The following is a 26,227-nucleotide window of genomic DNA, read 5'->3' on the forward strand; positions in this document are numbered from 1 at the left end:
GCTATTCTCCGGTCAATTCGCGATTGCGGCGGCTGACCTCGTCGCTGTAGCGCTTGATCGCATGCGCCTCGCTGAGGATGCCGACAAGGCGGCGGCTGTCGCGATCGGCGACGACCGGCAAGGCCTCGCTTTCCGCCTCATTGAACAGCTTCAGCGTGTCGCGCACCGACATGTCGGCGAGCAGCATCCGATCCGTGTTGCGCAGGAGATGGCGAACGGTGCGGGGGGCGGGCTCCGCTGCCGCCTCCTCGTCCAATGCCGGATCGGGCTCGTAGAGCGCACCGGGCGGCACCATGCCGGCATAGGCATCGCCCGGGCCGACGGCGACGAGATAGCTGGTCGAGCCAGGCGGGTATTTCAGCCGCGCTTCGGCAATGGTGGCATCGGCCGCGATCTTCGGCACCTCGATGCGCATCATGCTGCCGGCCGTGAGATCGCGCATCCAGCCGACATCATGGGCGCCGCGGATGCTTTCGCCGCGCAGGTGGAAGCGCCAGGTCGCGAAGGAGAAGCCGAAGAGGCGGCGCGTCACCAGCGAGGCCGCGCCGGCCGCACCGACCACGGCAAGCGTCAGCTTGAGATCGCCGGTCATCTCGAGCGCGAGCAGCGTCATCGTCATCGGGCCGCCGACGATCGAGACCGCAAGCGAGCTCATCCCGACCAGCGCGAACAGCGTCTCGTGCCCGGCGAGGTTGGGAAAGGCGAGCGTCAGCACGCCGATGAAGAGGCGGCCCGTCAGCACGCCGAGCAGGAGCGAGGCGAAGAACAGGCCGCCGCGAAAGCCCGAGCCGATCGAGACCGAGGAGGCCAGCGCCTTGGCGACGAGCACCAGCGCGAACAGCATGAGGCTGGCATCGATGCCGAGATAGAGATTGATCGCGCCGTGGCCGGCCGAAAAGACGGAAGGGTTCCAGACCGCCAGCGCGCCGACGACGAGGCCGCCGAAAGCAGGCCGCAGCCAGGTCGGGATCCGCGAGCGCCTGAACCCCGCCTCGACGAAGGCGGCGGCGCGCATCACGACGATGCCGACGAGCCCGCAGGCGGCGCCGAGCATGACGACGAGCGGCAAATCCGCCACCGTGATCGACCCGATCGGCGGCACCTCGACCGCGAGCAATGCGGGCGCGAGTACGCTGTGGGTCACCGTCGCCATGAAGGTCGCGGCCATCACCGGCACGAAGGCCGCGATCGAATAGCTGCCGAGGATCAGTTCGAAGGCATAGAAGGCGCCGGTCAGGGGCGCATCGAAGGCCGCGCCGATGGCGCCCCCGGCAGCGCAGCCGACCATCAGGCGCATATCCGCGCGGCGCAGGCGCAGGCGCCGGCCGATATGCGAGGCGAGCCCGCTCGCCGCCTGCGTGTAGCCGGCTTCGAGTCCAACCGAGGCACCCGCACCACTGGAGCCCATCGTCTGCAGCGCGACGAAGACGCTGTCGCGGAAGGACATGCGCCCGCCATGCAGGGCATTGGCCTCGATCGGATCGATCGGCTGCTTGCGGCGGCGGAAGAACAGCCAGGAGGCGCAGCCGATGACGAGGCCGCCGAGAACTGGTCCGGCAAGTGCGCGCCAGGGCGGGATCGTGGTCGTGATCGAGAGCCGCTGCGTATGCGGCAACCCGAAGATCATCTCATGCAGGAGCTGCGTCGTGAAGGACATCGCCAGCACGACGAGCCCCGCGAGGACGCCGACCACACAGGCCAGTACCACGATACCGATTTCGCTGGAGCGGACGAGCGCGCGCCAGCCCTGCGGCGCATCGCCTGTCCCGGCCGGCGTTTCGGTGGCTTTCACGGTGATCACGGCAAGGCCCGTCAGGCTCGTTCGTCACGTCCGTCCGCGGTCGCATATCGCAGCGGCCGGAACAAGACGGCTCGGCGATAGCGGCCCCGCCTGAGCCGCAGGGCGGCTACGAAATTGGCACCGCGAGACCGGTCTTGACCCGGTCCATGGCGACAAAGGAGCGGAACTTGCGGATATTGGGATCAGCGAAGAAGAGGCGCCGCGTCAGGGCCTCATAGGCCGCCATGCTCGGCACCAGCACGACCAGCATGAAATCGACCTCCCCGGTGACGTAATAGCATTGCTGCACCTCCGGCGCGGCGAGGAAAGCGCTCTTGGCCGCATCGATATCGGGGGCCGTCTCGCTGACCAGCTCGATCTCGACGAAGAGCGTGATCGGATGGCCGAGCGCGGCGGGATCGACGACCGCGACATTGGCCTGGATGACACCCGTCGCCTCCATCCGGCGGATGCGGCGCTGCACGGCCGGCGCCGACAGATTGACGCGCTCGCCGATCACCCGCTGGGGCGTGGTGTTATCCTGCTGGAGGATCGCAAGGATCGCACGGTCGAAAGCGTCGAGTTGATGAGCGGTCGGTTCGGCCATGCCTCATCCCGAGAAAGAAACTTGCAAGGACATGGGACAAATCCAGCGCCTTTTTCACCTGGGATGCAATATCCATTCAGGCAATCAGCCAGACGAGGCCGCCATGTTCCTGCTCAACCATCACCCGGATTACCGCTCGGCCCTGCATCCGGAGGATGTCGCGACGCTGGGGCCGGCCGGTGCCGATGCAATTGCGGCGCATCTGGCGGTGCGGCCGAACCATGTGCCGACGCCGCTGCACAGCCTGCCGGGCCTCGCCGCCGCGCTCGGCATCGGCGCGCTTTCCATCAAGGACGAGGGCCAGCGCCTCGGGCTGGGCAGCTTCAAGGCGCTCGGCGGCGCCTACGCGGTGATCCGGCTCGCGCTGGAAGCCGCGTCCGAAAAGCTCGGGCGCCGCTTGAGCGATGCCGACATGAACGATCCCGCCGTTCGCGAGGCGGCGACCGGCATGACCTTCGCCTGCGCGACCGACGGCAACCATGGACGGTCGGTGGCGCAGGGCGCGCAACTGCTCGGCGCGAAGGCCGTGATCTTCGTCCATGGCGGCGTCAGCGACGAGCGCGTCGCGGCGATCGCCCGCTTCGGCGCGGAGATGGTGCGCGTCGACGGCACCTATGACGATTCCGTGGTCGAGGCGGCGCGTGTCGCGACCGAGCGCGGCTGGACCATCGTCTCCGACACCTCCTGGGACGGCTATGAGCGCATCCCCGGCCTCGTCATGCAGGGCTACACCGCCATCGCCCGCGAGGGGCTGGCGCAGATACCGGAGCGGCCGAGCCATGTCTTCGTGCAGGCCGGCGTCGGCGGCATCGCGGCCGCGCTCGCCGCCCAGATGCAGACGAGCTTTGGCGATGAGCGGCCGTTCTTCACGGTGGTCGAGCCGTCGCGCGCCGCCTGCATCTTCGAGGCGGCCAAGAACGGCAAGCCCGGCAAGATCCCGCATGGCGCGCCGACCGTGATGGCGATGCTCGAATGCTACGATCCCTCGCCATTGGCGCTGCGCGTGCTTTACCGCGCCGCCGATGCCTTCATGACGGCCGAGGATTCCGATGCCGTCGAGGCGATGAACCGGCTTGCGCGCCCCGTCGCAGGTGACCCCGCCATCGTCGCCGGCGAAAGCGGCGGGGCGGGGTTGGCCGGCTTGCTGGCAGCACTGCGCGACCCGCAGGCCCGCGCAGCGCTGAAGCTCGACAGCAAGTCCCGCGTCTTCCTCGTCAATACCGAAGGAGCGACCGACCCCGCGCGCTATACCGAACTCGTCGGCCTCAAGCCGGAGGACGTCGCGTGAGCTTGCCGCCCAGCGAGCGATTAACGCTGCATTCGCAGAGCCATTCGCCCTATGCGCGCAAGACCATCGTCTTCGCGCATGAGGCGGGGGTCGCCGACCGCCTCGACATCATCGATCAGGAGACGAGCCCGACCAATCGCAACCCCGAGGTCTTCGCGGTCAATCCGCTCGGCAAGGTGCCGGTACTGATCACGCCGGAAGCCGGCGCGATCTTCGACTCGCTGGTGATCTGCGACTATCTCGACGGGCTTCATGACGGCCGTCGATTGATCCCGGCCGAGGGCAAGGCCCGTTGGCAGGCTTTGCGCCTGCATGCGATCGCGCAGGGGCTCTGCGATGCCGGCATCGCTTTGCGCTGGGAGACGTTGCGACGGCCGGAGCACCTGCGCTATCCGCCCTTGAGCGAGGGACAGACCGCGAAGCTCGTCGAATCCTTCGACCTGCTGGAACGCAGCGAAAGCTTCGACGAGCCCGTCCATATCGGCCATATCGGCCTGGCGACGGCGCTCGCCTGGCTCGAATTCCGCGACCTCCCGGATTTCCGGATCGGACGGCCGAGGCTGACGCGCTGGCATGAGGCGTTCTCGGCGCGCCCCTCGATGCGGGCGACCGCCTATCACGGCGAGACGCAGGATCGGCCGGGGGCCCGGGCCATTGCCGGATGACCGGCTGACGTCGTAGCAGGGCAGCGCGGCCCTTCCGGCTGCGCCGGAGGCCGTGCATGAAGCTTCGTCCCGATACGCTGGCGATGACCGCCATCCTCGCCATGCTGACGGCGCTAGGGCCTCTCTCGACCGATTTCTACCTGCCCTCCCTGCCCGAGATCGCGCGGGTGATGGAGACGGATGTGGCGGGCGCGCAGGCGACGCTCTCCTCGTTCCTGTTCGGCTTCGCCGCCGGACAGATCTTCTGGGGGCCGCTTTCGGATCGACTTGGACGCCGGCCGGTGCTGCTCGCGGGCCTTGCCCTGTTCGGAATCGCGACGCTGGCTTGTGCCTTCGCACCCTCGATCGGCGCGCTGACGCTGGCGCGAGCCTTCCAGGCGCTCGGCGCGTCCGGGCCGATCGTGCTCGGCCGCGCCATGGTGCGCGATCTCTATGACGGGCCGCGCGCCGGCCGCGAACTCGCCCGGATGGGCATGATCATGGGGCTGGTGCCAGCGGTCGCACCGGTGATCGGCGGGGTGCTGCAGGTCGCCTTCGGCTGGCGCTCGACCTTCCTCGCCTCGCTCGCCTTCGCGCTGGTGCTCGCCGTGGTCATCATCACCGTGATGCCGGAGACGCTGCGGGCGCGCTCGCCGCAGCCGCTCTCGCTTGTCAGCATCTTCAAGGGGTTCGGCACGCTGCTGCACAACCGCGCCTTCCGCGTCTATGTCGCGCTGACGGCGCTGGCCTATGCCGGGCTGTTCGCCTTCATCTCAGGCTCGTCCTTCGTGCTGATCGGCGTCTACGGGCTGACGCCGGTCGAATACGGCTTCTCCTTCGGCTTCGGCGTGCTCGGCTACATCACCGGCACGATCATCGCCCAGCGGCTGGTCGGACGGCGCGGCATGGACGGGGTCATCGCCATCGGCGTCGCCTGCCTCGCCGGCGGCGGGCTCGCCATGCTGGTCGGGGTGCTCACCGGATTCGGCGGGCCTGCCGGCGTCGTCGTGCCGATGGCGCTCTATGCCTGCGGCGTCGGGCTGACCATGCCGCAAGCCCAGGCCTCGGCGATGATGCCCTTCCCGGATCGGGCGGGTGCGGCCTCCTCCTTCAACGGGCTGTGCCAGATGCTGCTCTCGGCCTGCGTCGGGCTGCTCGTCGGGCATCTCCTGAAGAACGCGGCGCTGCCGCTGCCACTGGTGATGTCGGCGCTGGGCGTCGCCGCCCTCGTCCTGTTCCGCGCGACGCGGGGCATCCGCGCGGCGAAGAGCTAAAGGACCCGCTTCTCGCCCAGCAAGAGTATCTCGGGATCAAGCCCGGGAATGACGACAGGGTTCGTCAGCCGCCGAAGAGCCGCTCGAAGAAGTTCTTCTCCTGCGGCGCCGGCGGCACCCAGGCCCGGTCGCTGGTCGGCGGGGGCGCCTCCGGCTGGCGGGCCTCGGCGACCGGCGCGCCCAGATCGAGCGGCCGCGGCGCGCCCTGCCAGAAGCCACCGGGCAACGGAATCGGCTGCGCTCCGGCATGGGCGGCCTTCATGTACTTGCCCCAGATCTCGCCGGGCAGGCCGCTGCCGGTGACGCGCTTCATCTTCGAATTGTCGTCGTTGCCGACCCAGACGGCGGTAACGAGCTTGGCGGTGAAGCCGACGAACCAGGCGTCGCCGTAATCCTGCGTCGTGCCGGACTTGCCGCCGACCTGCCAGCCCGGGATGTTGAACTTGCTGCCGGTGCCGCCGTTCATCACGCCGGTGAACATCGTATCCATCATCGCGAGATATTGCGGCTGGATGACCTGGCCGAGGCTCGTTGCCTTGCGGGCATACACGACCTTGCCAGTGGTCTGGCGCACCTCGCGGATGACATAGGGCAGCACCGACTGACCGCCATTGGCGAAGGTCGCGTAGGCCGCGGTCATCTCCAGCGGCGTCACCTCCGAGGTGCCGAGCGCCAGCGACAGGTTCGGCTGCAGGGCCGAGGAGATGCCGAGGCGCTGGGCGGTGCGGACGACCTCCTTGGGCGTCACCTCCTGGATCAGCCGCGCGGCGACCGTGTTGAGCGAATGCTGCATCGCCGTCGCCAGCGTCACCGGGCCGCGATAGTTGCGCGAATAATTCTCCGGCTCCCAGCCCTTGATCGAGACCGGGGCGTCGTCGCGGATGGTGTCGGGGGTCAGGCCCTTCTCCATCGCCGTGAGATAGACGAGGGGCTTGAAGGACGAGCCCGGCTGGCGGCGCGCCGCCGTGGCGCGGTTGAACTGGCTCTTGGTATAGTCGCGGCCGCCGATCAGGGCGCGGATCGCCCCGTCGGGCGCGAGCGAGACGACCGCGCCCTGAGACGCGTTCAGCTTGGCGCCCTGCGCGGACAGCGCATCGACCAGGATCGTCTCGGCCGACGCCTGCAATTTCGAATCGATCGTGGTGAGGACGGTGACATCGCCGTCGACCGCGCCAATGAAATCGTCGAGCACGTCCATGACGTAGTCGGCGGCGTAGTTGACCGAGCCCGCCCCGACGCGCTCCGGCACCTCGGCCGGCGCCGTCAGCGCGGTCTTGGCCGCGGCCTGCGTGATGAAGCCCTGGTCGGCCATCGCGGCGATGACGAGCTGGGCGCGCTTCTCGGCCGCCTCGGGATTGCGGTTGGGCGCCAGGCGCGACGGCGCCTGGACGAGGCCGGCCAGCATCGCCGCCTCCGCGATCGTCACCGAGCGCGCCGACTTGTTGAAATAGCGCTGGGCGGCAGCCTCGACGCCATAGGCGCCGGAGCCGAAATAGACGCGGTTCAGGTAGAGCTCGAGGATCTGGTCCTTGGTGTAGGTGCGCTCCAGCCAGAGCGCCAGGATCGCCTCCTGGATCTTGCGGGCGGCGGTACGCTCCTGCGTCAGGAACAGGTTCTTGGCGAGCTGCTGGGTCAAGGTCGAGCCGCCCTGCGCCACGCCGCGCCCGCGCAGGTTGGTGACGAGCGCGCGGGTGATGCCGATCGGATCGATGCCGAAATGCTCGTAGAAGCGCCGGTCCTCGATCGCGACGAAGGCCCGCGGCAGATAGGGCGGGATCTCGCCGATGGTGACGGTGCGCCCACCGGTCTCGCCGCGATTGGCGAGAAGCGAGCCGTCGGCGGCGAGGATCGCGATGTTCGGCGGCCGCTTCGGCACGGTGAGCTGGTCGATCGGCGGCAATTGCGACGCGTGATAGGCGATGAGCCCGCCAAGGCCGATAACGCACCAGAGGCCGAGCACCATCGTCCAGTAGAACAGCCCGCCCAGGAACGAGCGGCGGCGATGTCGGCCACGGCGCTTGCCCCCACCGCCGCCACCGCTACGCTTGTTGCCGCGCTTGGGCGGGTTGCGGAGCTGTCGGCTCGGCTCGGGCTGTGCCGGAGCATTCCGGAAACGCGAAGGGCGATCGTCTGGAGAAAGGCGCATGTCACCGTCCACATGGCCTTCGCCACGCTCATATCCAAAGGAGGGCTCGCGCCGCTCGCCTCGTGCAATCCGGTCGTTCATCCTGCCCCGTTTTCGGCCGCCATGCCGCGTCGCAATGCGGTCAGGTCACACAGGATTCAAACATGGCGCTTTTAAGGGTTCGTAAAGCGTGCACTGCGGCGGCACGGACACAGCCGTCGCGCAAACGTGATCGAACTTGCAAACACGCAAACGAAATCGTCATCAAATCGGATATTGCGCAAATTCAGGGGGCTCGCCTAGAACCCGGAACTGGAACACCTGAGCCATCCGCAGTTCTCCCCAACCAAGGACCACCGCATGCAGTTTCTGTCGCGCTTCCAGCCCTATGCACTCGGCCTGCTTCGCATCTTCGCCGCGCTGAGCTTCATCTCGCACGGCACGCAGAAGCTGTTCGGCTTCCCGGCTGCTCCGTCCTGGGGCCTGCCCTCCGCCATGAGCCTGCCCTGGACCGCCGGCGTGATCGAGATCGTCGGCGGCGCGCTCGTCCTCGTCGGGTTCTTCACCCGGCCAGCCGCCTTCGTTCTCTCCGGCCTGATGGCCGTCGCCTACTGGATGGCCCATGGCTCGAAGGGCTTCTATCCGCTGCTGAACGGCGGCGAGGCGGCAATGCTGTTCTGCTTCATCTTCCTCTACATCGCGACCGCTGGCCCCGGCGCCTTCGCGCTCGATTCCCGCAAGAACTGACATTCGACGGCGCATGACGACGAAAGGCCCGCCTCCTTATCGGAAGCGGGCCTTTTTTCATGTCTGAAGCAGGCGGATCAGACCGCCGCGGAGATCCAGCGCGAGAGATCGCTCTTGGGGGCGGCGCCGACCTTCTGGGAGGCGAGCTTGCCGTCCTTGAACAGCATCAGCGTCGGGATCGAGCGGATGCCGAACTGAGCCGGAATCTGCTGGTTCTCGTCGACATTCATCTTGACGATCTTGACCTTGCCGCCGAGCTCGGTCGCGATTTCCTCGAGCGCCGGGCCGATCATGCGGCAGGGACCGCACCATTCCGCCCAGAAATCCACCACGACCGGCTCGGACGACTTCAGGACATCGGCCTCGAAGCTCGCGTCGGTTACCTTGCTCGTTGCCATGACTGGCTGCCTTTCGAATCCATGGGCGGCATCGTCGCCCTTCGCCAGCGAAGCTATGAACGCCGGCCCCTCCGGTCAAGGCGCGTGCACCGCAGGGCGGAGGTGAGGCCGGCGCGTCACGACCCTCCCGAGACCAGGCTCGCCCCGACATTGATCGCCATCGCCAGGATAGAGGTGTTGAAGACGAAGGCCAGGATCGAATGCACGAGCACGACGCCGCGCGCGCGGCGCGTGGTCACGCCGACATCCGAGGTCTGCGAGGTGCAGCCGATCGTGCAGGAGAAATACAGGAAATCGACATAGTTCGGCGTGCCGCTGCCGGGAAAATCGAGGCAGGGCTCGGTCTTGCCGCCGCGATAATAGATGCCGGCATAGTGCAGGGTGAAGAAGGCGTGCAGCAACGTCCAGGAACACAGGATCGTGACGCCGCCGAGCGCGAGATGGGCGCCGCGCTCAGCCGCCGGCACCGCCCCGATGCCCGTGAGCTGGACCGCGATGGCCGCAAGGCTCGCCGTCGCCGCGAGGCAGGATATGACGAGGATGGCGACGGCGCCCTCGTCCTGCTGCTCCGCCCGCGCCCGAATCTGATCGACCGTCTCCGTGAACATCGTCGCTGCCAGCAGGCCGAGATAGAGGACGGCGCCGGCATCCCAGGCGACCAGCAGGCGCGTCGCCCAGCGCCAGTCGCCCGGCAACAGCATCGCGAGCAAGGCTCCCGCGGCCAGAGCGATCAGCAGACGCGGGCGCAGGGCGAGGGAATGCGGCACGAATTTCATGGCGGGAACGATCCCTCGGCGGAAGCGGCTTCCTCACCGGCTGCCAGGGCCGCGAGCGCGGCGTCGAGGCGGTCGGCCTCCAGTTCGAAACAGGCGAGGCTCGCCGTATAGATCACCAGAGCCCGAACCTCCCGCCCCGGATAGATCTCCCGCATCAGCGCGGCATAGGCGGCAAGCTGGGCGATCGTCGTGACCGGGATCGCATCGGCCTCGCGCGGGGGCCGGGCCGTGGTCTTGAAATCGGCGACGACGACGCTCTCGGCGGTCACCGCCAACCGGTCGATCCGCCCGGATACGGCCCGCGCCGCGCCATCCGCCAGGCGGATCGAACCCGCGACGGGGACTTCCGCCAGGGCATCCGGGGCGAAGAGCCCGGCCAGCGCCGGGGCGGCCAGCAGGTGCAGGGCGTCCGTGACGATGGTTGCCCGCCTTTCGGGCGGCAGGGCTCCGCCGCGCGCCTGCGCCAGGGCCGCCGCCGTCGCCGGGCGACGCGCCTCGGGAACGCCCGGCAGGACCTGCAGGAGCAAATGCGCCAGCCGGCCGGCCGCCGCCGCTTCGGCGAGGAAAGGACCGTCGCCCGGCCGCTCCTCGCCATCAGCCGCGGCAAGCGCGCTCGACGGCTTCAGCGGCGGCAAGGGTTCGGCTTCGCGCGCGACCCGCTCGGACAGCCAGGACGGCACGGCGGAAGGCACGGCCTCTCCGTGTATCCGGCCGGTCTCCTCTTCTGCCGACGACGGCGCGGAGATCATGAAGCGCAGCGTCGCCTCGTCGCCGTCGCCGATCGGCTTCAGACCAGCTTCCGACCGCATCAGCCCCTGCTCGATCATCGCGTACCAGCTTCCAGGCGGCGCCTCGCCCTTGGCTTGCACGCCGCAGACGATCAACCGGTCCTCGGCGCGGGTCATCGCGACATAGAGCAGGCGATGATGCTCCTCGACCATCTGCGCGACCACCACGGCCTTGGCCGCAGCGGTGGCCGATACGTCCTCCGCGGCGGCGGGTGGCCAGAGCGGCACGAGCTCACCATGGGGCGACGGCACGGCCAGGATCTTCGGCAGGCGCCTCGCACCGGGCTCAGGCCCGAGATCGGCGAGGATGACGATCTTCGCCTCCAGCCCCTTCGAACCATGCACGGTCATGACGCGGACCTCACCGGCGCTGGCCGAGAGATCGCGTTTCACATCGGCGGCGCTGCCGGCGACATGCTGGAGGAAACCGGCGAGCGAGGGGCCGTAGCGGCGCTCGTGATCGAGCGCGGCGTTGAGGAAGGCATCGAGCGCGTCGCCGGACTCGGCACCGAGCCGGGCCAGGGCGAGATTGCGCCCGCCGCCGGGGCCAAGCAGGTCGGCGAAGAAGCGGAACGGCCCGCAGCGCCCCGCCTCCCGCGTCCAGTGGATGAGTTTCGCCTCGGCAGCGGCGTAGCGCGGTTCCTCGGCCGCCGCCGCCTGCAGGGCGGCACGCAGCGAGCTCTTGCGGTTCGGCGCAAGGCGCAGAAGATCGTCGTCGTCGAGATCGATCAAGGGCGTCTTGAGCGCGGTGGCGAGCGTCAGGTCATCGTCGGGCAGCAGCAGGGCGCGGCCGAGCACCACGAGATCCTCCACCGCCGGATGCTCGGCCAGCGTCAAACGATCGCGGCCGGCGACTGGGACGCCGGCATCCTTCAACGCCTTGACGATCGCCTCGAACAGCGCACCGCGCTGGCGCAGCAGGATCATGACGTCGCCCGCCGCGAAGGGATGGCCGAGATCGTCGCGGCCGGCGTCGTGCCAGCGCCGCAAGGTGCGGGCGATGCGCTCGGCGAGCTTCACCGTGCCGCTGCGCCGCTCGGGTGCGTCGACCGGCGTCGTCCAGGCATCGGGCGGCTCGCCGGTATCGTTCGCGGCGAGCGGCCAGATATCGACGGTTCCGGGTGCGTTGCGACGGACCGTATCGTGGATTTCCGGCCGCGCCGCGCCGTCGAAGACGAGGCCGCGCGCGTGCTCGGGCAGGGCGAAGACGGCATCGACTGCCTGCATGATGTCCGGCGCCGAGCGGAAGGAGGTGTTGAGGCTGATCGCCTCGAAATCCTGTTTCGCGGCCGTAACCCGCGTCTCGAGCGCCCGGCGCTCCTCGCCGAAGGCTGCGGGAGCGGCGCCCTGGAAGCCGTAGATCGACTGCTTCTCGTCGCCGACGACGAAGATGGTGCGCGGCTTCGCCCGGAGATCGCCGCCGCTGGTGAACTCCTCGGCAAGCTTGCGCAGGATCGCCCATTGCGCCTCGCCGGTGTCCTGCGCCTCGTCGAGCAGGATGTGGTCGATGCCGGCATCGAGCTTGTACAGCACCCAGGCCGCCTCGACCCGCTCCAGCAGCGAGCGCGTGCGTGCGATCAGATCGTCATAGTCGAGCAGCGAGCGCAGGCTCTTCTGGCGCTGGTAGGAGGCGAGCATGCGCGTCACCAGCAAAGCGAGCGCCGCGCTGCGGTCGCGGATGGCGACGGCGTTCAATTGCTCGGCGGCACTCAGAACACATGCAGCTAGTGCTTCTAGCGTAGATAGAAGCACACCTTCGTATGTGGACTTACCCGTGCCGCGAATGTGGTTCTTTATCGTTCTCTCTGGCTTCTTTTTATCGGGCTTCGTGAGCAGGCCCTCACCGCAATATGCAATCGGGTCGCCATCGTCACCGCCGGCCAGCAAGGTCCGTAGATTGCCGGCAAAGGTCTGGCGTGTGTCGCTGCCAGTCTGGAGAGCTTCGATAAGAGGATGCAGCCCCGGCAGTGCTGCGAGGTCGGCGCGGAAGCGTGTCTTGATCGCATCGGCCGACAGGTCCGGCGTGACGCCGAGGAAGACCGCGATGCTGGCCTTCACTGCCCCAGCGTCACGAGCGCGGCCGTTCTCGTCGCTGAATAGGGCGCGTTGGCGCAAAGCCTCCTGGAACATGGTCTCGAAGCTGTCCTGCGCTGCGAGTCTTGCGAGCAGGTCGAGCGCGTGCGCCTCCGGCCCGCTCGGCTCGGCCGCGACGAGGGCAAGCAACTCGCGGCGTGCGGCGCGCAGCATCTCGGCCTGCGCCAGATCATCGGCGACCTCGAAACGGGGCGGCACATTCGCCTCGAACGGGGCAGCCTGCAGCACCCGCGTGCAGAAGGCGTGGATGGTCTCGATGCGCAAGCCGCCCGGCGTCTCCAGCGCCTGCGCGAAGAGGCGGCGGGCCTTGGCCCGCTCGGCCATCGTCGGCACCTGACCCGTGAGATTTGCCAGCTCGCGCCCCAACGCCTCGTCGGGGAGTGTCGCCCATCCCCCCAGCGCCCTGAAGATGCGGTTCTCCATATTGGCGGCCGCCGCCTTGGTATAGGTGATGCAGAGCATCCGGCCGGGCGGGACATCGTCGAGCAGCAGCCTGAGCACGCGGTTGACCAGCACATGGGTCTTGCCCGAGCCGGCATTGGCCGAGACCCAGGCGGAAAGGCCGGGATCGGCGGCCTGCGCCTGGCGCTGGTTGGTCAGCGACGGGACGATCCAGCCGGGCCTCATGCCTCGCCCCCCTCGTCGCCACCGGGCGCCGCCGACCATTCCTTCACGCGAGCGAGATGGTCATAGGGGCTGGCATAGCGGATATAGTCGGGCGCGCGGCGCGAGACGAAGGGCTCGCGGCCCGAGCGAAGGGCGCCGAGATATTCGAGCAGGCGCTCGAGATGAAGCGCGGCGACATCGGCCAAAGACTCGTCACCGAACTTGAGCGGCGCGCTCGTTCCCCAGCTCTTGGGATCGTGGTGGAGCTTGATATAGAGCACGTCGTCGACCGGCAGCGGCCCGGCCAGCCCCTTGAAGCCGGCGCGCGCAGCCAGATCGGCTTCCAGCGTCAATTGCGGTGCAAAGCCCTTCTCGACCTGCTTCTTGGAGGGCGGCACACCCGTCTTGAAATCGACGATGCGCAGCGAAGGTGTCCGCGTCAGCTCGATCCGGTCGGCCTTGCCGCTCAAGCGGAATTCGCTGCCATCGGCGAGCGGGAAGCTCGCGGCCGTGAAGAGCTCGACGCCGATGCGGCCGATATCGCCGCGTCGGCGCTCCTCCCAGCGGATGAAATGGCCAGCCGTCAGCAGGAAGCGCGGCCACCAGAAGGCCTTGACCTCCGGCACGTCGTCATAGGCACGGAAGAGCCGGGCGCCGATCTCGACCAATTGGCCGAGCGCATCCGCCGGCAGCCCTTCGGGATAGGTCGTGGTGAATTCCTCGACGATGCCGTGCAAGAGCTTGCCGCGATCCTGCGCGGTCGGGTCCGCCACGAGATCATCGAGCGCGTCGAGCTTCAGGATCTTGCGGGCATGGATCTGGTAGGGGTCGCGATACAGCGTCTCGACCTCGGTAACGCTGAGCGAGAGCGGCTGGAGATTGCGTGGCGGGCGCGGCGCCGGACGGGCGATCGGCCTGGCATCGGCGGGAGCGCTCAGGACACCGGCCAAAGCCCGCAGCTTCGCCCCCTCGTCCACGGCCTTCGCCCAGACCGGCTGCGGCGTCACCGCCTGCAGGCGCTGCCAGAAGCGCGAAGCGATGGTCTCGGCCTCGCCGGCCTTGCGGGGGCGCGTCAGCGTCACCTGCGGCGCCAGAGCGGCCATGACGAAGTCATGCGCAGTCTGGCCGACGCGCCGCTCCGGCGGCGACAGGCCGAGCTCGGCCCGCATCGGCCGGTTTATGAAGGAATCGGTCGTGGTCTGCGGCGGCCAGACGGTCTCGTTGAGCCCGCCGAGCACGACATGGTCGGCCTCCAGCAGGCGCGCTTCGAGCAGCCCCCAGATCGCGACGCGCGGATAGCCGGGCGTTGCACGCTTGACCACGGTCTCGGCCAGCAGCCCGTCGAGGATGGCGACGAAATCCCGCGCCGTGCCATCCGGCGGCATGACGGCCTCGGCGGCGGCGAGTTCGTCGAAGAGCCCTGACAGGGCCTCGCCATCCGGCCCGACGAAGGCGAGCGGCGTGCCCGCCTCGCTCTGGCTGAAGGCGGTGACAGCTTCGCGCGCTGCTGCGACGACGGTGGCCAATGACGGCGTCGCGGCGGCGAATGCCTCGCGCAAGGATGCGCTTGCTGCCCCGAGTCCACGCAATACGGCAGCGGCGGCCGCCTGGTCCTCCGCCGCCAGCCGGGCGCGCGGACGCGGAACGTGCCCGCTTTTGCGGATCGCCTCCCAGTTTGCGAGCGCGACTTCCAGTCCCGGCATCCCCTGGCCCACCGCCTGCCCGCGCCATGTCCCGATATCGAGCGCGGCAGCGCCGTGTGTCAGCGCCGCCTTCCCGAGGCTGAGCCGGCAGAGCGGGTGGGCGAGCAACGGTACAAGCGCGACCGGCGCCATCTCGGCCAGTACCGCTTCGAGGATCAGGCGCAGCAGCGAACCGGCCGGCCAACGCCCCAGCGGCAGGCCGGCGGAATCGTCGACCTCGACACCCCAGCGCTTGAGCTCGACGGCGACGCGCTCGGCAAGGCCGCGATCCGGCGTCACCAAAGCCGCATGAGCGCCGGGCCGTTCCAATGTCTCGCGCAAGGCAATGGCGACTATCAGCGCCTCCTCGCGCTCATCTGCGGCTTCGACGACGCGCAGGCCCTCGAAGCCTTCCGCCGCCATCGCTTCCGGGATGCGCGCGCCGACATCAGACCAGAGTTCTGTGACCGAAGCGGGCAGCATCGCCTCGCGCAGCAGCGCGGCGCGGGCTTCGCGTGCGGCGGCGGGCTGCGCCAGCTCGCGAACATCGTCGCGATCCGCTTCGAGGGTCTCCATCAGGTGATGCAGGGCAGCCTGCGGATGCGAATGGGCCGGCTCCTTCGCGATCGCATCCCAGGCCCGCTGCTCCAGCCCGAGATCGATGCCGGGCAGGACCACCGCTCCGTTCGGGAGCCGGGCGATGGCCGCAAGCAGCCGTGCCGTGGCCGGAACCGTACCGGTCGAGCCGGCGGCGATGATCGGCCCGCTCGCCCCGCCGCCGATGAGCCTGTCGCGCTCGGCCGCAAGCATGCGGTTGCGGAAGGCGGCCGGATCGCAGGCGCCGCGCTCGACGAGGATTTCGGGCCAGGCCTCGCCGAGAATGGCGAGGAAGCCGGCATTGAGCTGCCAGACGCGATCGAAACGGGCGGCATCGAGCGAGGCGAGTCGTTCGACCGAAACGCCTTCGGTCTGCATCTGGTCGAGCAGGGCCGCGAGATCGCCGGCGAGCCCATAGGCCTCGGCCAGCGTCGCCGGCACCAGCGCGGGCTCGGCCGGATCGAGCTTGAGATGGTTGCGATTGGCCGTGCGGCCCCAGGCATCGACCAGCCGCGTCAGCAGCATGCGGCGTTCGAGCGGGGCGATCGGAGAGACGCGTTCTTCTGCCCAGGCACCGGCCCCGATCAACGCCGTTTCGGCTTCGTCGACATCGCCGAGCGGGACGATGCGCGGCAGTAGCAGCGGCCGACCGCCGAGCTTTCCGGCGAGGATCGTGGCGAAGGCGCGGGCGGCGCGGCGCGTCGGCAGGTAGAGTGTCGCGCGCGCCATCGCCGCGGGATCGGCGGGGTCGTGGACCGGGCCCAGCCGCCCGTCGAGCATCGCCTGCGCCAGCACCTCCAAGAAGGGGGCGCCGGCCGGGATGCTGAACAGGTTGAGCTCAGGCATCGACCGGCTGGGCGGCGGCGAACACGGCCTCGGCCGGCGCGATCGCCTCGGGCGTGCCGACATGCAGCCAGCGGCCTTCCAGCCGCTCGCCGAACAGGCGGCCGCGCGCGATGGCACGGTCGAAGAGCAGGTTGAGCGAGAACGGCCCTTCCGGCGTATCGGCAAAGAGCTCCGGCTTCAGGATCGCGACGCCGGCATAGACGTAAGGTGCGCTCGCGGCGCTGCCCCGGCGGGACAGGCGGTCGTCATCGGCGAGGACAAAATCGCCGGCGCCATCGAAGCCGAGGCTGGTTTCGCGATCGGCGAGCAGGAGCAACATGTCCATCCGCGCGGGGTCCCAGGCCGTGGCCATCGCCTTCATCGCGGGCTGGCCGGTCTCGCGCCAGAGCGCATCGGAATTGACGTGGAAGAAGGGCGCGGCACCCAGCAACGGCAGCGCCTTCCGGACGCCGCCGCCGGTCTCCAGCAGCTCCGCGCGTTCGTCCGAGATGGTGATGCGGGGGCGGGTGCGATCCACGAGATGCGTTTCGACCTGTCCGGCGAGATGGTGGACGTTGACGACCGCTTCCTCAACGCCGGCCTCGGCCAGCCGGTCGAGCATATGGTCGAGCATCGCCTTGCCGCCGATCCTGACCAGCGGCTTCGGCAGCGTGTCGGTGATCGGGCGCATGCGCTGCCCGAGCCCGGCCGCCAGCACCATCGCCCGGCGGATCGGCGGCGAAGCGGTTGTGGTCACGCGAATCTCCGTAGTGATCGGCTTAAGACTAGTCCGTCGCGCCGGTCTCGAACAGCTTCGGCATATGCGCCTGGTACCAGGCCTTGAGCTCTTCCAAGGCAGGATGCTCGAGGTTGCGGCGCAGATAGCCTTCGACGCGCGGCAGATGCTTCAGATAGTCGGGCTTGCCGTCGCGCTTGTCGAGCCGAGCGAAGATGCCGGCGATCTTGGTGCTGCGCTGGGCGCCGAGGATCGCATAGGCGCGGGCGAAACCGGCGAGATCGAAATCGGGGGCATCGCCGCGCCGCGCCGCGCCATAGGCCGCGAGCAAGCGCAGTTCCAGCGAGGCGGGGACGTCGATGCGGGCATCCTGGCCGAGCGAGACCAGATCATAGGCGGGATGGCCGAGCACCGCATCCTGGAAGTCGATCAGGCCGAGGCGGGCATGGCCCTGGCGCTGCTCCAGCCAAATCAGGTTGGGCGAGTGCACGTCGCGCATCGTCCAGGTCTGGGGCGCCGCGAGGATCTCGTCGAAGAGCTTGCTCCAGATGCGCGCGAACTCGGCCTGGGTAACGGCGGGAAGCGTCACGCCGGCGATATGCGGCGCATACCATTCGAGGATCAGCTCGGTCTCGATGGCGAGCGCCTGGCGGTCGTATGGCGGCAGCGTGTGGTCGCGCCCCTCCGCCACCGGCAGGATCGTCGGCAGGGTGTGGCGATGCAGATCGGCGAGGAGCTGCGCCGTAGCCTCGTAGCGCTCGGCGATCGGGCGGCGCTCGGCATCGATCACGCCCTCAGCCCCCAGATCCTCGATCACCAGCAGGCCGGTCGTCAGATCCTGCGCCAAGATCTGCGGCGCCGAATAGCCGAGCGAACGCAGGCCGCGATCCATCGCGACGAAGGCCTCGATCGTCTCGGCGAGATGGGCGAGCGCGCTATAGGGCTTGCCGAGCCGGACCGGGGGACCGTCGGGCCGCGGCGGCGAGATCATCAGCACCGCGGTCTCGCCGCTCGGCCGGGTCAGGCGCTCATAGGCGCGCGTCGAGGCGTCACCGAGCATGAAGTCGCGGCGGGCCTCGCCCCAGCCGGCATCGTCGAGGAGGCGGCGCGATGCCACCGCAATGGCCACGCGCTGCTTCCAGAGGACACCGCCCGAAAGATCGGCGATGCGGCCGGTTTCCGGATTATCGGGGTCGACATCGAGCACGATGTCGATGCGGCGGGCCGCCGGCAGGCGCGTACCGGCCCGGTCAGGCCACTCGACCAGCATGATCAGGCGATCGATATCCTCGACCAGCCCGATATCGTCGAGTTCGTCGGGCGAGCGCACGCGGTAGAGATCGGCATGCAACACCGTGCCATGGCCCGTCTCGTAGCTCTGGACCAGGGTGAAGGTCGGGCTCGGCGCCTCCAGCGCCGGATCGTCGGCGAGCTCGCGCAGGATGGCGCGCGCCAGGAACGATTTGCCGGAACCGAGATGGCCGGAGAGCGCGACGATGTCGCCAGGCTTGAGGATGGCGGCGATATCGGCAGCGAGGCGCAGCGTCGCCGCCTCGTCCGCAAGCAGAAGCCGGTGCGTCCCCGCCTTGCGGGCTTCTTCGGTCATTCGGCGGCATCCGAGAGCGGCACGCCCTGTGCCGGGAAGACGGCCGTCACCCGCGTGCCGCGGCCGGGCACGGAATCGAGCTCGACATGGCCGCCATGCAATTCGACGATCGAGCGGACGATGGACAATCCCAGTCCGACGCCGCGATGGCTGGAGCCGAGCGAATGGCTCTCGAAGCGCTCGAACACCTTTTCCACCACCTCGGCCGGGATGCCACGGCCCTGATCGACAACCGTGATGCGGATGTCCCCGCCTGTGCGCGTCGCGTTCACCGTCACGGTCTGGCCGGCGGAGGAGAAGCCGATGGCGTTGGAGAGCAGGTTGAACAACACCTGGCGCAGGCGCTTGCCGTCGGCCCGCAGCGGGCCGGTGCGCGGATCGATCTCGACCTTGAGGTCGAGCTTGGTGTCGGTCAGCCGGTCGTGCAGCCCGGCCGCCGCCTGGGCGATGGTGTCGGCGACGTCGACATCCTGGATTTCGAGCGTCAGCGCGCCGTTGTCGATGGTGGCGAGGTCGAGGATGTCGTTGATGATGGCGAGCAGTGCGCCGGAGGAGCGGACGATGTGGGAGGTGTAGTCGCGCTGCTTGTCATTGAGCGCGCCGACCGTCTCGGTGCCGAGCAACTGCGCGAAGCCGATGATGTTGGTCAACGGCGAGCGCAGTTCGTAGGAGACATGGTGGACGAAATCCTCGCGCAGCCGCGAGATCGTCTCCAGCGCCTCGTTCTTCTCGGTCAGCGCCCTCTCGACATTCACGCTGGCCGTGACGTCGGCGAAGGAGATCAGTGTCGCGCCATCCGGCAGGGGCGCTGCGGCCATGTCGAGCACCGTGCCGTCGCGCCGCTCGATGCGGCTGCTGTAATCCTCGCGCGCATCACGGACGCCGGTGACGACGCTGTGCAATTCGCTCCAGACCTCGTCCTGCGGGAAGAGCGGCCGGCAGAGCCGGATGACCTCATCGATATGCGGCGCGCTGGCCGCGAGGTCGCCACCCTGGATGCGCCAGGATTGGGCGAAGGCCGGGTTGGAGAGCTTGAGCCGCCCGTCCGAGCCGAACACCGCGACGCCTTCGCGCAGCGAGTCGAGCGTCTCGCGCTGGGTGCGGGACAGGGCGTTGAAGCGCGATTCCAGCGTGAAGCGCTCGGTGACGTCGTCATAGAGATAAGTGACGCCGCCCTGCGGATTCGGGCTGGCGACGACATGGACGGTGCGCCCGTCCGGCAGATACCACCAGTCCTCGCTGGCGCGCGTCGCGGTATAGGCGGCCTGCGCCGCCGCCTTCCAGCTGCGGTAATCGCCGAGCTCGGGCAGGCGCCGCTCGGCGCGCAGCTTGTCGAGAATCTCGCCATCGGTCGGCTGACCGTCGAGGAAGCCCGCTTCCAGCGACCAGAGCGCATCGAAGCCGGAATTGCGGTAGACGAGGCGCTGGGTGCCGTCGAAGACGGCGACCGCCGTCTTGAGCCGATCGAGCGTGCGGACATGGGCGTCCATCTGGCGCTGGAGATCGGCCCGGACCGCCTCGAGTTCGCTCATGTCGGTGGCGAAGCCGGCATATCCGGTCGCGGTCGGCAGTTCCATGATGTCGAGCGTGCGCCGCTGTCCTGAGACGACGGCTGGCGCCCGCAGGGCGAAGGTCGCGCCTTCCCGGCGCGCCCGCGAGGCGGCATCGCGCTCGGTGCGGTCGAGCAGTTCGAGGCCGTTCTTCGCGACCACGGACGGATCGGCAGCTTCGACCGCACGGGCATAGGCGGCGTTGACCCAGGTGAGGCGGCCATCGGCATTGCGCATCCAGGCGGGATGCGGCAGCCCGGCGAGCAGGCTCGAAAGCGCCGCATGGCCCACGGTCACGCGTTCGAGCTCGCCGCGCAGGGTCATGACCTCGGCCCGCTCGCCCGTGACCTCGCGGAAGCGGATCACCGCGCGCCCGGCGACGGGCCGGCCCTCGACGTCGATGAAAGGCCCCGCCTTGCTGCGGAGCGTGAAATTGAAGGCCTCGCCGCGCTGCTTCAGCGCATCGGTCGCGAGTTCCAGACGCTTGGCGTCGACCGGCGGCGCCCAGCTGCCATAAGCCAAAGCGAGCGTCGCACCGGGAGCTCCGAGGAAGCCGCTGTCGCCCTCGAAGATGGGCTCGGCATCACGGCCCTTCCAGCTCACCACCACCTGCGGATCGGCCGCGAGCAGGATCGAGAGCCGCTCCTGGTGGCTGCGCGCCGCTTCGAGATCGGCCGCGAGCTTGGCCTCGCGCTTCTGCCAGCGCGTCCGCTCGCGCACATAGATCAGCGATGTCGTCGTGGCGAAGACGGTCAGGCCCGCCAGGACCAGCGAAAGCCCGCCCGAGCCCATGGTATCGAAGGGTACGGGTGCCAGCCACTCGCTGCGCGCCATGGTCGGAACGATGACCGACGCTGCCGCCAGCGCGGGCAGCAATGCGCGCGGTCGCCAGCCGCCATCTCGCTCCTGTCGCCTCGCCCGTGTCATCCCTGCGTCCGTCGTCTCTCCGGCGGCCTTGAGCCGCCCTGTCCATCGGGCCCGTCGGAATCGGCCGGGGGAGCTGGCAGGGCTGCCATCTCCGGAGGGGCCGATCCACGCTCGCCACCACGCCAATCACGTCAGAGCTTTCGATCCGGCCCGCGCATCGCGGCGGCCGAATCAGCCCCACTCTAATCATCGGTGGAGTCCGTCAGGAAGTGCTTAATGGCAGGTAAATCGTTCGATTTGCCGGCCGAGCCGGCACATTGCCGGAGATCGTCAAGCAGTAGATGCCGTTAGCCGACGAGGCACAATTTGTAGTGTCCCGAAGCCTGATTCCCGGAAGGCACAGACATGAAAAAAGGCCCGGCTGACGCCGGGCCTCACGATCGAGAGCGCCGTGGCGCCTTGTCAGTAGCGGTAGAGCTCCGGCTTGAACGGTCCGGTCACCGGCAGGCCGAGATACTTCGCCTGCGCATCGTTGAGCACGGTCAGCTTGGCGCCGACCTTGGCCAGATGCAGCGCCGCGACCTTCTCGTCGAGATGCTTCGGCAGCGTGTAGACCTTGTTCTCGTACTTGGCGTGATGGTTCCAGAGTTCGACCTGGGCCAGCGTCTGGTTCGAGAACGAGCAGGACATCACGAAGGACGGATGGCCGGTCGCGTTGCCGAGGTTCACGAGGCGGCCTTCCGAGAGCAGGATGATGCGCTTGCCGTCGGGGAACTCGATCTCGTCGACCTGCGGCTTGACGTTGTCCCACTTGAAGTTCTTCAGGCCGGCGACCTGAATCTCCGAGTCGAAATGGCCGATATTGCAGACGATGGCGCGGTGCTTCATCGCGCGCATGTGCTCGACGGTGATGACGTCGAGGTTGCCGGTGGCGGTCACGAAGATGTCGGCGCGCGGAGCGGCGTCCTCCATGGTGACGACCTCATAGCCCTCCATCGCCGCCTGCAGGGCGCAGATCGGGTCGATCTCGGTGACCAGCACGCGGCAGCCGGCCTGGCGCAGCGAGGCGGCCGAGCCCTTGCCGACGTCGCCATAGCCGGCGACGGCCGCGACCTTGCCCGACATCATGACGTCGGTGCCGCGGCGGATGGCGTCGACCAGCGACTCGCGGCAGCCGTAGAGGTTGTCGAACTTCGACTTGGTGACGCTGTCGTTGACGTTGATCGCCGGGAAGGGCATGCGGCCGGCCTTGGCCAGCTCGTACAGGCGGTGCACGCCGGTGGTGGTCTCTTCCGAGACGCCCTTGATCGCGGCGCGGGTCTTGGTGAACCAGCCCGGATTGGCCTTGAGCTCGCGCTTGATCAGCTTGAAGAAGATCGTCTCTTCCTCATTGCCCGGCTTGTCCAGGAACTCGGCCTTGCCGGCCTCGGCCTCGGCGCCGAGGATGATGAGCATGGTCAGATCGCCGCCATCGTCGAGGATCATGTTCGGCGTGCCGCCGTCACCCCAGGTCGCGGTCTTCAGCACGTACTCCCAGTACTCTTCCAGCGTCTCGCCCTTGATGGCGAAGACAGGGGTGCCGGTCGCGGCGATCGCGGCGGCTGCATGGTCCTGGGTCGAGAAGATGTTGCAGGACGACCAGCGCACATCGGCGCCGAGATCCTTCAGCGTCTCGATCAGCACGGCGGTCTGGATCGTCATGTGCAGGCAGCCGGCGATGCGGGCGCCCTTGAGCGGGAACTTGCCCTTGTGCTCGGCGCGGATCGCCATCAGGCCTGGCATCTCGTCCTGGGCCATGTTGATTTCCTTGCGGCCGTAATCCGCAAGCGAGATGTCCTTGACGATGTAATCCGACACGGGTGGCTCCAATCGCTCAGCCTGAATGATGGCGCGCTCTCTAGCAGCGCGCGGAGCGAATGGCAATCAAAGATATAAAGATGTCTTTATATGATTGCCGAAGCCTGCACAGCCGCCGTCATGCTCGGGCTTGCCCCCAGTATCTCATGACGATGACGCCATTGACCCGCAGCCCATCTGGAACGAGATTCCCGGATCGGCGCTGCGCTCGGGAATGACGCGCGAGCTACACCCCTACTCCCCCTCGCCGAACCTGTCGGCGATCAGGGCCGCGAGCGCGTCGAGCGCCGGTTTCGCCTCCGCGCCCTTCGCGACGATGGTGATCGTCGAGCCGATGCCGGCGCCCAGCGTCAGAACGCCCATGATCGAGGTCGCGCCGACCGTCTCGCCGCAGCGGCTGACCGTGATGTCAGCCTCGTAGCGGGCAGCGCATTGCACGAATTTCGCCGTGGCGCGGGCGTGCAGCCCCTTCTTGTTGACGATCTGGAATTCACCGTAGAGGGCCCCGGCGGGAATTTCGACTTCGGGGCAATCGCAGTCTTCGTCCATCCGCCCCTCTCGGCGCCGTTACTTGCCGGCCAACACGCGGCTGGCGACGGTGATGTATTTCCGGCCCGCATCCTGCGCGCTGGTGACGGCTTCGTCGAGGGTCTTCTCCTCGCGCACGCTGGCGAGCTTGATCAGCATCGGCAGGTTGACGCCCGCGACGACGTCGATGCGGCCGGGCTCCATCACCGAGATCGCCAGGTTCGAGGGGGTGCCGCCGAACATGTCGGTCAGGATGATGACGCCACGGTCGGTCTCGACCTGCTCGACGGCGGCGATGATGTCGCGGCGTCGGCTTTCCATGTCGTCATCGGGAGCGATGGCGATGGTCGCGAGGTTCTTTTGGGGGCCGACGACGTGTTCGAGCGCAGCGCGGAACTCCGTCGCCAAATGCCCATGCGTCACGAGGACCAGTCCGATCATTCAATCCAGCACCGGCGAGCGCCGTCGGGCGCCCGGACAAGGTCGCGGGTTATGCGGCAGACGCGAGATATGCGCAAGCCATCGGCCGTCAAACTTGTCGAAATCGTGGTTAGCGGCCGGCGTCTGTGAATAAGTCGAGCGCGTTCAACGCAAGCCTCTCGTCGCCGGCGCGACCCGTCATGCGCAAGCGAGGGAGATCGATGCCTGCGAGGCTGTCGACGAGATCCTCGGGTTCGGGCATCCGCGCCGGCTCCTCGGCCGCCAGATCGACGACGAGCCTGATCACGACCGCTCCGGTGTGGGGTTCGGGCGTCAGGCCGAGGCCGCGCCGCTCGACGACGCCCTCCAGCGGCGCAACCGGTCGCGCCACCAGCCGATCGCCGGTCGCGACGAGTTCCGCCCGGTCATCGGCGACCAGCCGGGCGAAGCGCCCGGTCTGTCCGGCGAGCGCGATCAGGGCCAGCGCGAGCGTCGACTTGCCGGTTCCCGAAGCGCCGCGGATCAGGATGCCGGCCTCGCCGACGGCCACGACGGTCGCATGGATACGCGTTCGCTGACGCGCCCCGGCAGCCATCCCGCCGTCAGGCTGCATGGGCATAAGCCGCCGGCAGACAGACGATGAAGCGGGCCCCGAGGCGCTGCGCCTCGCCATCCGGGCCGACCGGCCCGAGCCGGTTCTCGGCCCGGATCGAGCCGCGATGCGCTTCGATGATCTGGCGCGAGATCGACAGGCCGAGGCCGGAATTCTGGCCGAACCCCTCGTTCGGACGATCGGTATAGAAGCGCTCGAAGATGCGCTCCAGCGCATGGGGCTCGATACCCGGCCCCTCGTCCTCGACGGTGATGAGCACGTCGTTGGCGACGCGCGAGAGCATGACCTTCACCGGCTTGTCGGGCGGCGAGAAGGAGCGGGCATTGTCGATCAGGTTGACCAGGACCTGGCCGATGCGGGAATCATGGCCGAGCACGAGGAAGGCATCGTCGCCCAGGCGCTGGTTGCGGCGATCGCTGCCCAGCTCGATCAGGGCCCGGCCTTCGCGGCGGGTCTCGTTCTGGATCGTCACCACGGCCTCCAGAACCTGGCTGACATCGACCGGGGCGGAATCGTTGCGGGCGAGCTCGGCATCGAGCCGCGAGGCATCGGAGATATCCGAGATCAGCCGGTCGAGCCGGCGGACATCGTGCTGGATCACGGCCATCAGGCGCCCGCGCGCATCCTCGTTGCGGGCGCGGGGCAGGGTCTCGACGGCGCTGCGCAGCGAGGTCAGCGGGTTCTTCAACTCATGAGCGACGTCAGCCGCGAAGCTCTCGATCGCCTCGATGCGGCTGTAGAGCGCCTTGGTCATGTCGCGCAGCGTGCCGGACAAATGGCCGATCTCGTCGTGACGGCTGCTGAAATCCGGAATCTGCTCGCGCGACTTGACGCCGCGCCGCACGCGCTGGGCGGCATCCGCGAGCTTGCGGATCGGCTCGGCAATGGTGCCCGCCAGCAGGATCGAGAGCACGATCATCACGCCGGCGGCGACCGCGAAGACCTGGAAGATCGCGAAACGCTCGGCAGCGATCACCGCATCGATGTCGCCGCCTTGCGTGGAGAGCAGCAGCGCCCCCTTCACCGTGCGGAAGCGCTGCACCGGCACCGCCACCGAAACGATGGTCTGGCCGCGGGTATTGACGCGCACGACGCTCGCCGGCGCGCCGTTCAGGGCGCGGGCGACCTCCGGATAGGACTTGCCATTGGCATTCTCGAAATCGTCATAGGTCGGGACATCAGCCTTGCCGAGCCGGTTGCGCAGCATGTTCCAGGTGCGCTCCAGCAGCGGCGGCTCGTCGGGCTCGCCGACGCGCGGCAGATCGAGGCGCAGCACGTCACCGCGCGAATACAGGCTGCGCGAGTCGATGGTGAGCATGCCGTCCTTGTCGTAGACCCGGGCCCGGGTCTTGGTCGGCGTCACCAGCCGGCGCAGCAGCGGCGCGACCTTCTCGGGATTGATCGAGAAATCGAGCGGGTCCTCGGCAATGCCGGCGCTCTCGCCGGCCTGGAGCTGCAGCAGCTTGTCGGGATCAATGGTGATCGTGTCGATCTCGACCGTGGCGGAGGCTGCGATCGCGCCGGCGATGATCTCGCCCTGGGTCAGCAGGCTCTGGACGCGCGCCTCGATCAAGCCCTCGCGGAACTGGTTGAGATAGAGGAAGCCTATCAGCAGCGCGACGAGCCCGCCGAGATTGAGGACGAGGATGCGCCGCGTCAGGCTGGAGGCGGCGCGCAGCGAAATCGCGCGCGTCAGGCGCCGCCACGCGATGCCGGTGCGGCGACGCAGCACGGCACGCCAGCCGGCAGGCGGTGCTGACGCTCTAGCCTCGTTGTCGACGGTTGCCATGGCTGCGGCTTGCTTCCGCTCGGGAGGGTG

19 protein-coding genes are annotated in these 26,227 nt (G+C 68.5%); 4 read left to right on the plus strand and 15 right to left on the minus strand.

Features of this window, described 5'->3' with window-relative positions; translation table 11 throughout:
* Window position 1: 1 nt before the first annotated feature.
* Window positions 2–1,792: a chloride channel protein gene (locus AC1RLU_RS19925; protein ID WP_061971886.1), complete on the minus strand. Its 1,791-nt coding sequence runs from the start codon at window positions 1,790–1,792 to the stop codon at window positions 2–4.
* A 115-nt stretch (window positions 1,793–1,907) separates the two neighbouring features.
* Window positions 1,908–2,387 (minus strand): Lrp/AsnC family transcriptional regulator, encoded by a 480-nt coding sequence (locus tag AC1RLU_RS19930; protein ID WP_113586306.1) that lies wholly within the window; start codon window positions 2,385–2,387, stop codon window positions 1,908–1,910.
* Between the two features lie 103 nt (window positions 2,388–2,490).
* Here AC1RLU_RS19930 and AC1RLU_RS19935 point away from each other — a divergent pair, with 103 nt between their 5' ends.
* From AC1RLU_RS19935 to AC1RLU_RS19945, 3 genes are read left to right on the plus strand one after another with little or no spacing between them, the layout of a single operon-like run.
* Window positions 2,491–3,675, plus strand: a complete 1,185-nt coding sequence (locus AC1RLU_RS19935) for a diaminopropionate ammonia-lyase (protein ID WP_492797750.1) — start codon at window positions 2,491–2,493, stop codon at window positions 3,673–3,675.
* Window positions 3,672–4,340 carry a glutathione S-transferase family protein gene (locus tag AC1RLU_RS19940; RefSeq protein WP_492797752.1) on the plus strand — a complete coding sequence of 223 codons (669 nt, stop codon included), beginning with the start codon at window positions 3,672–3,674 and terminating at the stop codon, window positions 4,338–4,340. Before AC1RLU_RS19935 ends, AC1RLU_RS19940 begins: the two co-directional genes overlap by 4 nt.
* Before the next feature lie 56 nt (window positions 4,341–4,396).
* Complete coding sequence (locus AC1RLU_RS19945; RefSeq protein WP_492797753.1) at window positions 4,397–5,593, plus strand: multidrug effflux MFS transporter; 1,197 nt, start codon at window positions 4,397–4,399, stop codon at window positions 5,591–5,593.
* 64 nt (window positions 5,594–5,657) lie between these two features.
* Here the strand turns inward: AC1RLU_RS19945 and AC1RLU_RS19950 are convergent, their stop codons facing one another.
* Window positions 5,658–7,820: a transglycosylase domain-containing protein gene (locus AC1RLU_RS19950; RefSeq protein WP_061971785.1), complete on the minus strand. Its 2,163-nt coding sequence runs from the start codon at window positions 7,818–7,820 to the stop codon at window positions 5,658–5,660.
* A 258-nt stretch (window positions 7,821–8,078) separates the two neighbouring features.
* Here AC1RLU_RS19950 and AC1RLU_RS19955 point away from each other — a divergent pair, with 258 nt between their 5' ends.
* A complete protein-coding gene (locus AC1RLU_RS19955; RefSeq protein ID WP_061971783.1) occupies window positions 8,079–8,465 on the plus strand; it encodes a DoxX family protein in 387 nt (128 codons plus the stop codon).
* 77 nt (window positions 8,466–8,542) lie between these two features.
* Here AC1RLU_RS19955 and trxA read toward each other — a convergent pair whose 3' ends face one another.
* The 12 genes from trxA to AC1RLU_RS20015 form a co-directional block, all read right to left on the minus strand.
* Complete coding sequence (gene trxA / locus AC1RLU_RS19960; RefSeq protein WP_061971781.1) at window positions 8,543–8,863, minus strand: thioredoxin; 321 nt, start codon at window positions 8,861–8,863, stop codon at window positions 8,543–8,545.
* Window positions 8,864–8,979: 116 nt separating this feature from the next.
* Window positions 8,980–9,639, minus strand: coding sequence for a DUF1345 domain-containing protein (locus AC1RLU_RS19965; RefSeq protein WP_061971780.1), 660 nt, complete (start codon window positions 9,637–9,639; stop codon window positions 8,980–8,982).
* Window positions 9,636–13,148 (minus strand): double-strand break repair helicase AddA, encoded by a 3,513-nt coding sequence (gene addA, locus AC1RLU_RS19970; protein WP_492797755.1) that lies wholly within the window; start codon window positions 13,146–13,148, stop codon window positions 9,636–9,638. Before addA ends, AC1RLU_RS19965 begins: the two co-directional genes overlap by 4 nt.
* On the minus strand, window positions 13,145–16,252 hold the full coding sequence (gene addB, locus AC1RLU_RS19975) for a double-strand break repair protein AddB (protein WP_492797756.1): 3,108 nt from the start codon (window positions 16,250–16,252) through the stop codon (window positions 13,145–13,147). The genes addA and addB overlap by 4 nt, the downstream gene beginning before the upstream one ends.
* Window positions 16,245–16,952, minus strand: a complete 708-nt coding sequence (locus AC1RLU_RS19980; protein WP_492798212.1) for a nucleotidyltransferase family protein — start codon at window positions 16,950–16,952, stop codon at window positions 16,245–16,247. Before AC1RLU_RS19980 ends, addB begins: the two co-directional genes overlap by 8 nt.
* A gap of 64 nt (window positions 16,953–17,016) precedes the next feature.
* The gene (gene tsaE / locus AC1RLU_RS19985) at window positions 17,017–18,573 is read right to left on the minus strand and encodes a tRNA (adenosine(37)-N6)-threonylcarbamoyltransferase complex ATPase subunit type 1 TsaE (RefSeq protein ID WP_492797758.1); all 1,557 of its coding nucleotides are present in this window, start codon (window positions 18,571–18,573) and stop codon (window positions 17,017–17,019) included.
* Complete coding sequence (locus AC1RLU_RS19990) at window positions 18,570–21,050, minus strand: sensor histidine kinase (RefSeq protein ID WP_492797760.1); 2,481 nt, start codon at window positions 21,048–21,050, stop codon at window positions 18,570–18,572. Before AC1RLU_RS19990 ends, tsaE begins: the two co-directional genes overlap by 4 nt.
* Before the next feature lie 402 nt (window positions 21,051–21,452).
* Window positions 21,453–22,859, minus strand: a complete 1,407-nt coding sequence (gene ahcY, locus AC1RLU_RS19995; RefSeq protein ID WP_413813555.1) for an adenosylhomocysteinase — start codon at window positions 22,857–22,859, stop codon at window positions 21,453–21,455.
* Window positions 22,860–23,081: 222 nt separating this feature from the next.
* Window positions 23,082–23,396, minus strand: a complete 315-nt coding sequence (locus AC1RLU_RS20000) for an HPr family phosphocarrier protein (protein ID WP_061971768.1) — start codon at window positions 23,394–23,396, stop codon at window positions 23,082–23,084.
* An 18-nt stretch (window positions 23,397–23,414) separates the two neighbouring features.
* On the minus strand, window positions 23,415–23,816 hold the full coding sequence (locus AC1RLU_RS20005; protein ID WP_061971766.1) for a PTS sugar transporter subunit IIA: 402 nt from the start codon (window positions 23,814–23,816) through the stop codon (window positions 23,415–23,417).
* A gap of 109 nt (window positions 23,817–23,925) precedes the next feature.
* The gene (locus AC1RLU_RS20010; protein ID WP_492797762.1) at window positions 23,926–24,408 is read right to left on the minus strand and encodes an HPr kinase/phosphorylase; all 483 of its coding nucleotides are present in this window, start codon (window positions 24,406–24,408) and stop codon (window positions 23,926–23,928) included.
* Complete coding sequence (locus AC1RLU_RS20015) at window positions 24,398–26,197, minus strand: sensor histidine kinase (protein WP_091857241.1); 1,800 nt, start codon at window positions 26,195–26,197, stop codon at window positions 24,398–24,400. Before AC1RLU_RS20015 ends, AC1RLU_RS20010 begins: the two co-directional genes overlap by 11 nt.
* Between the last annotated feature and the right edge of the window lie 30 nt (window positions 26,198–26,227).

The sequence above is a fragment of the Allobosea sp. GW822-FHT05A11 genome, from assembly GCF_058800455.1.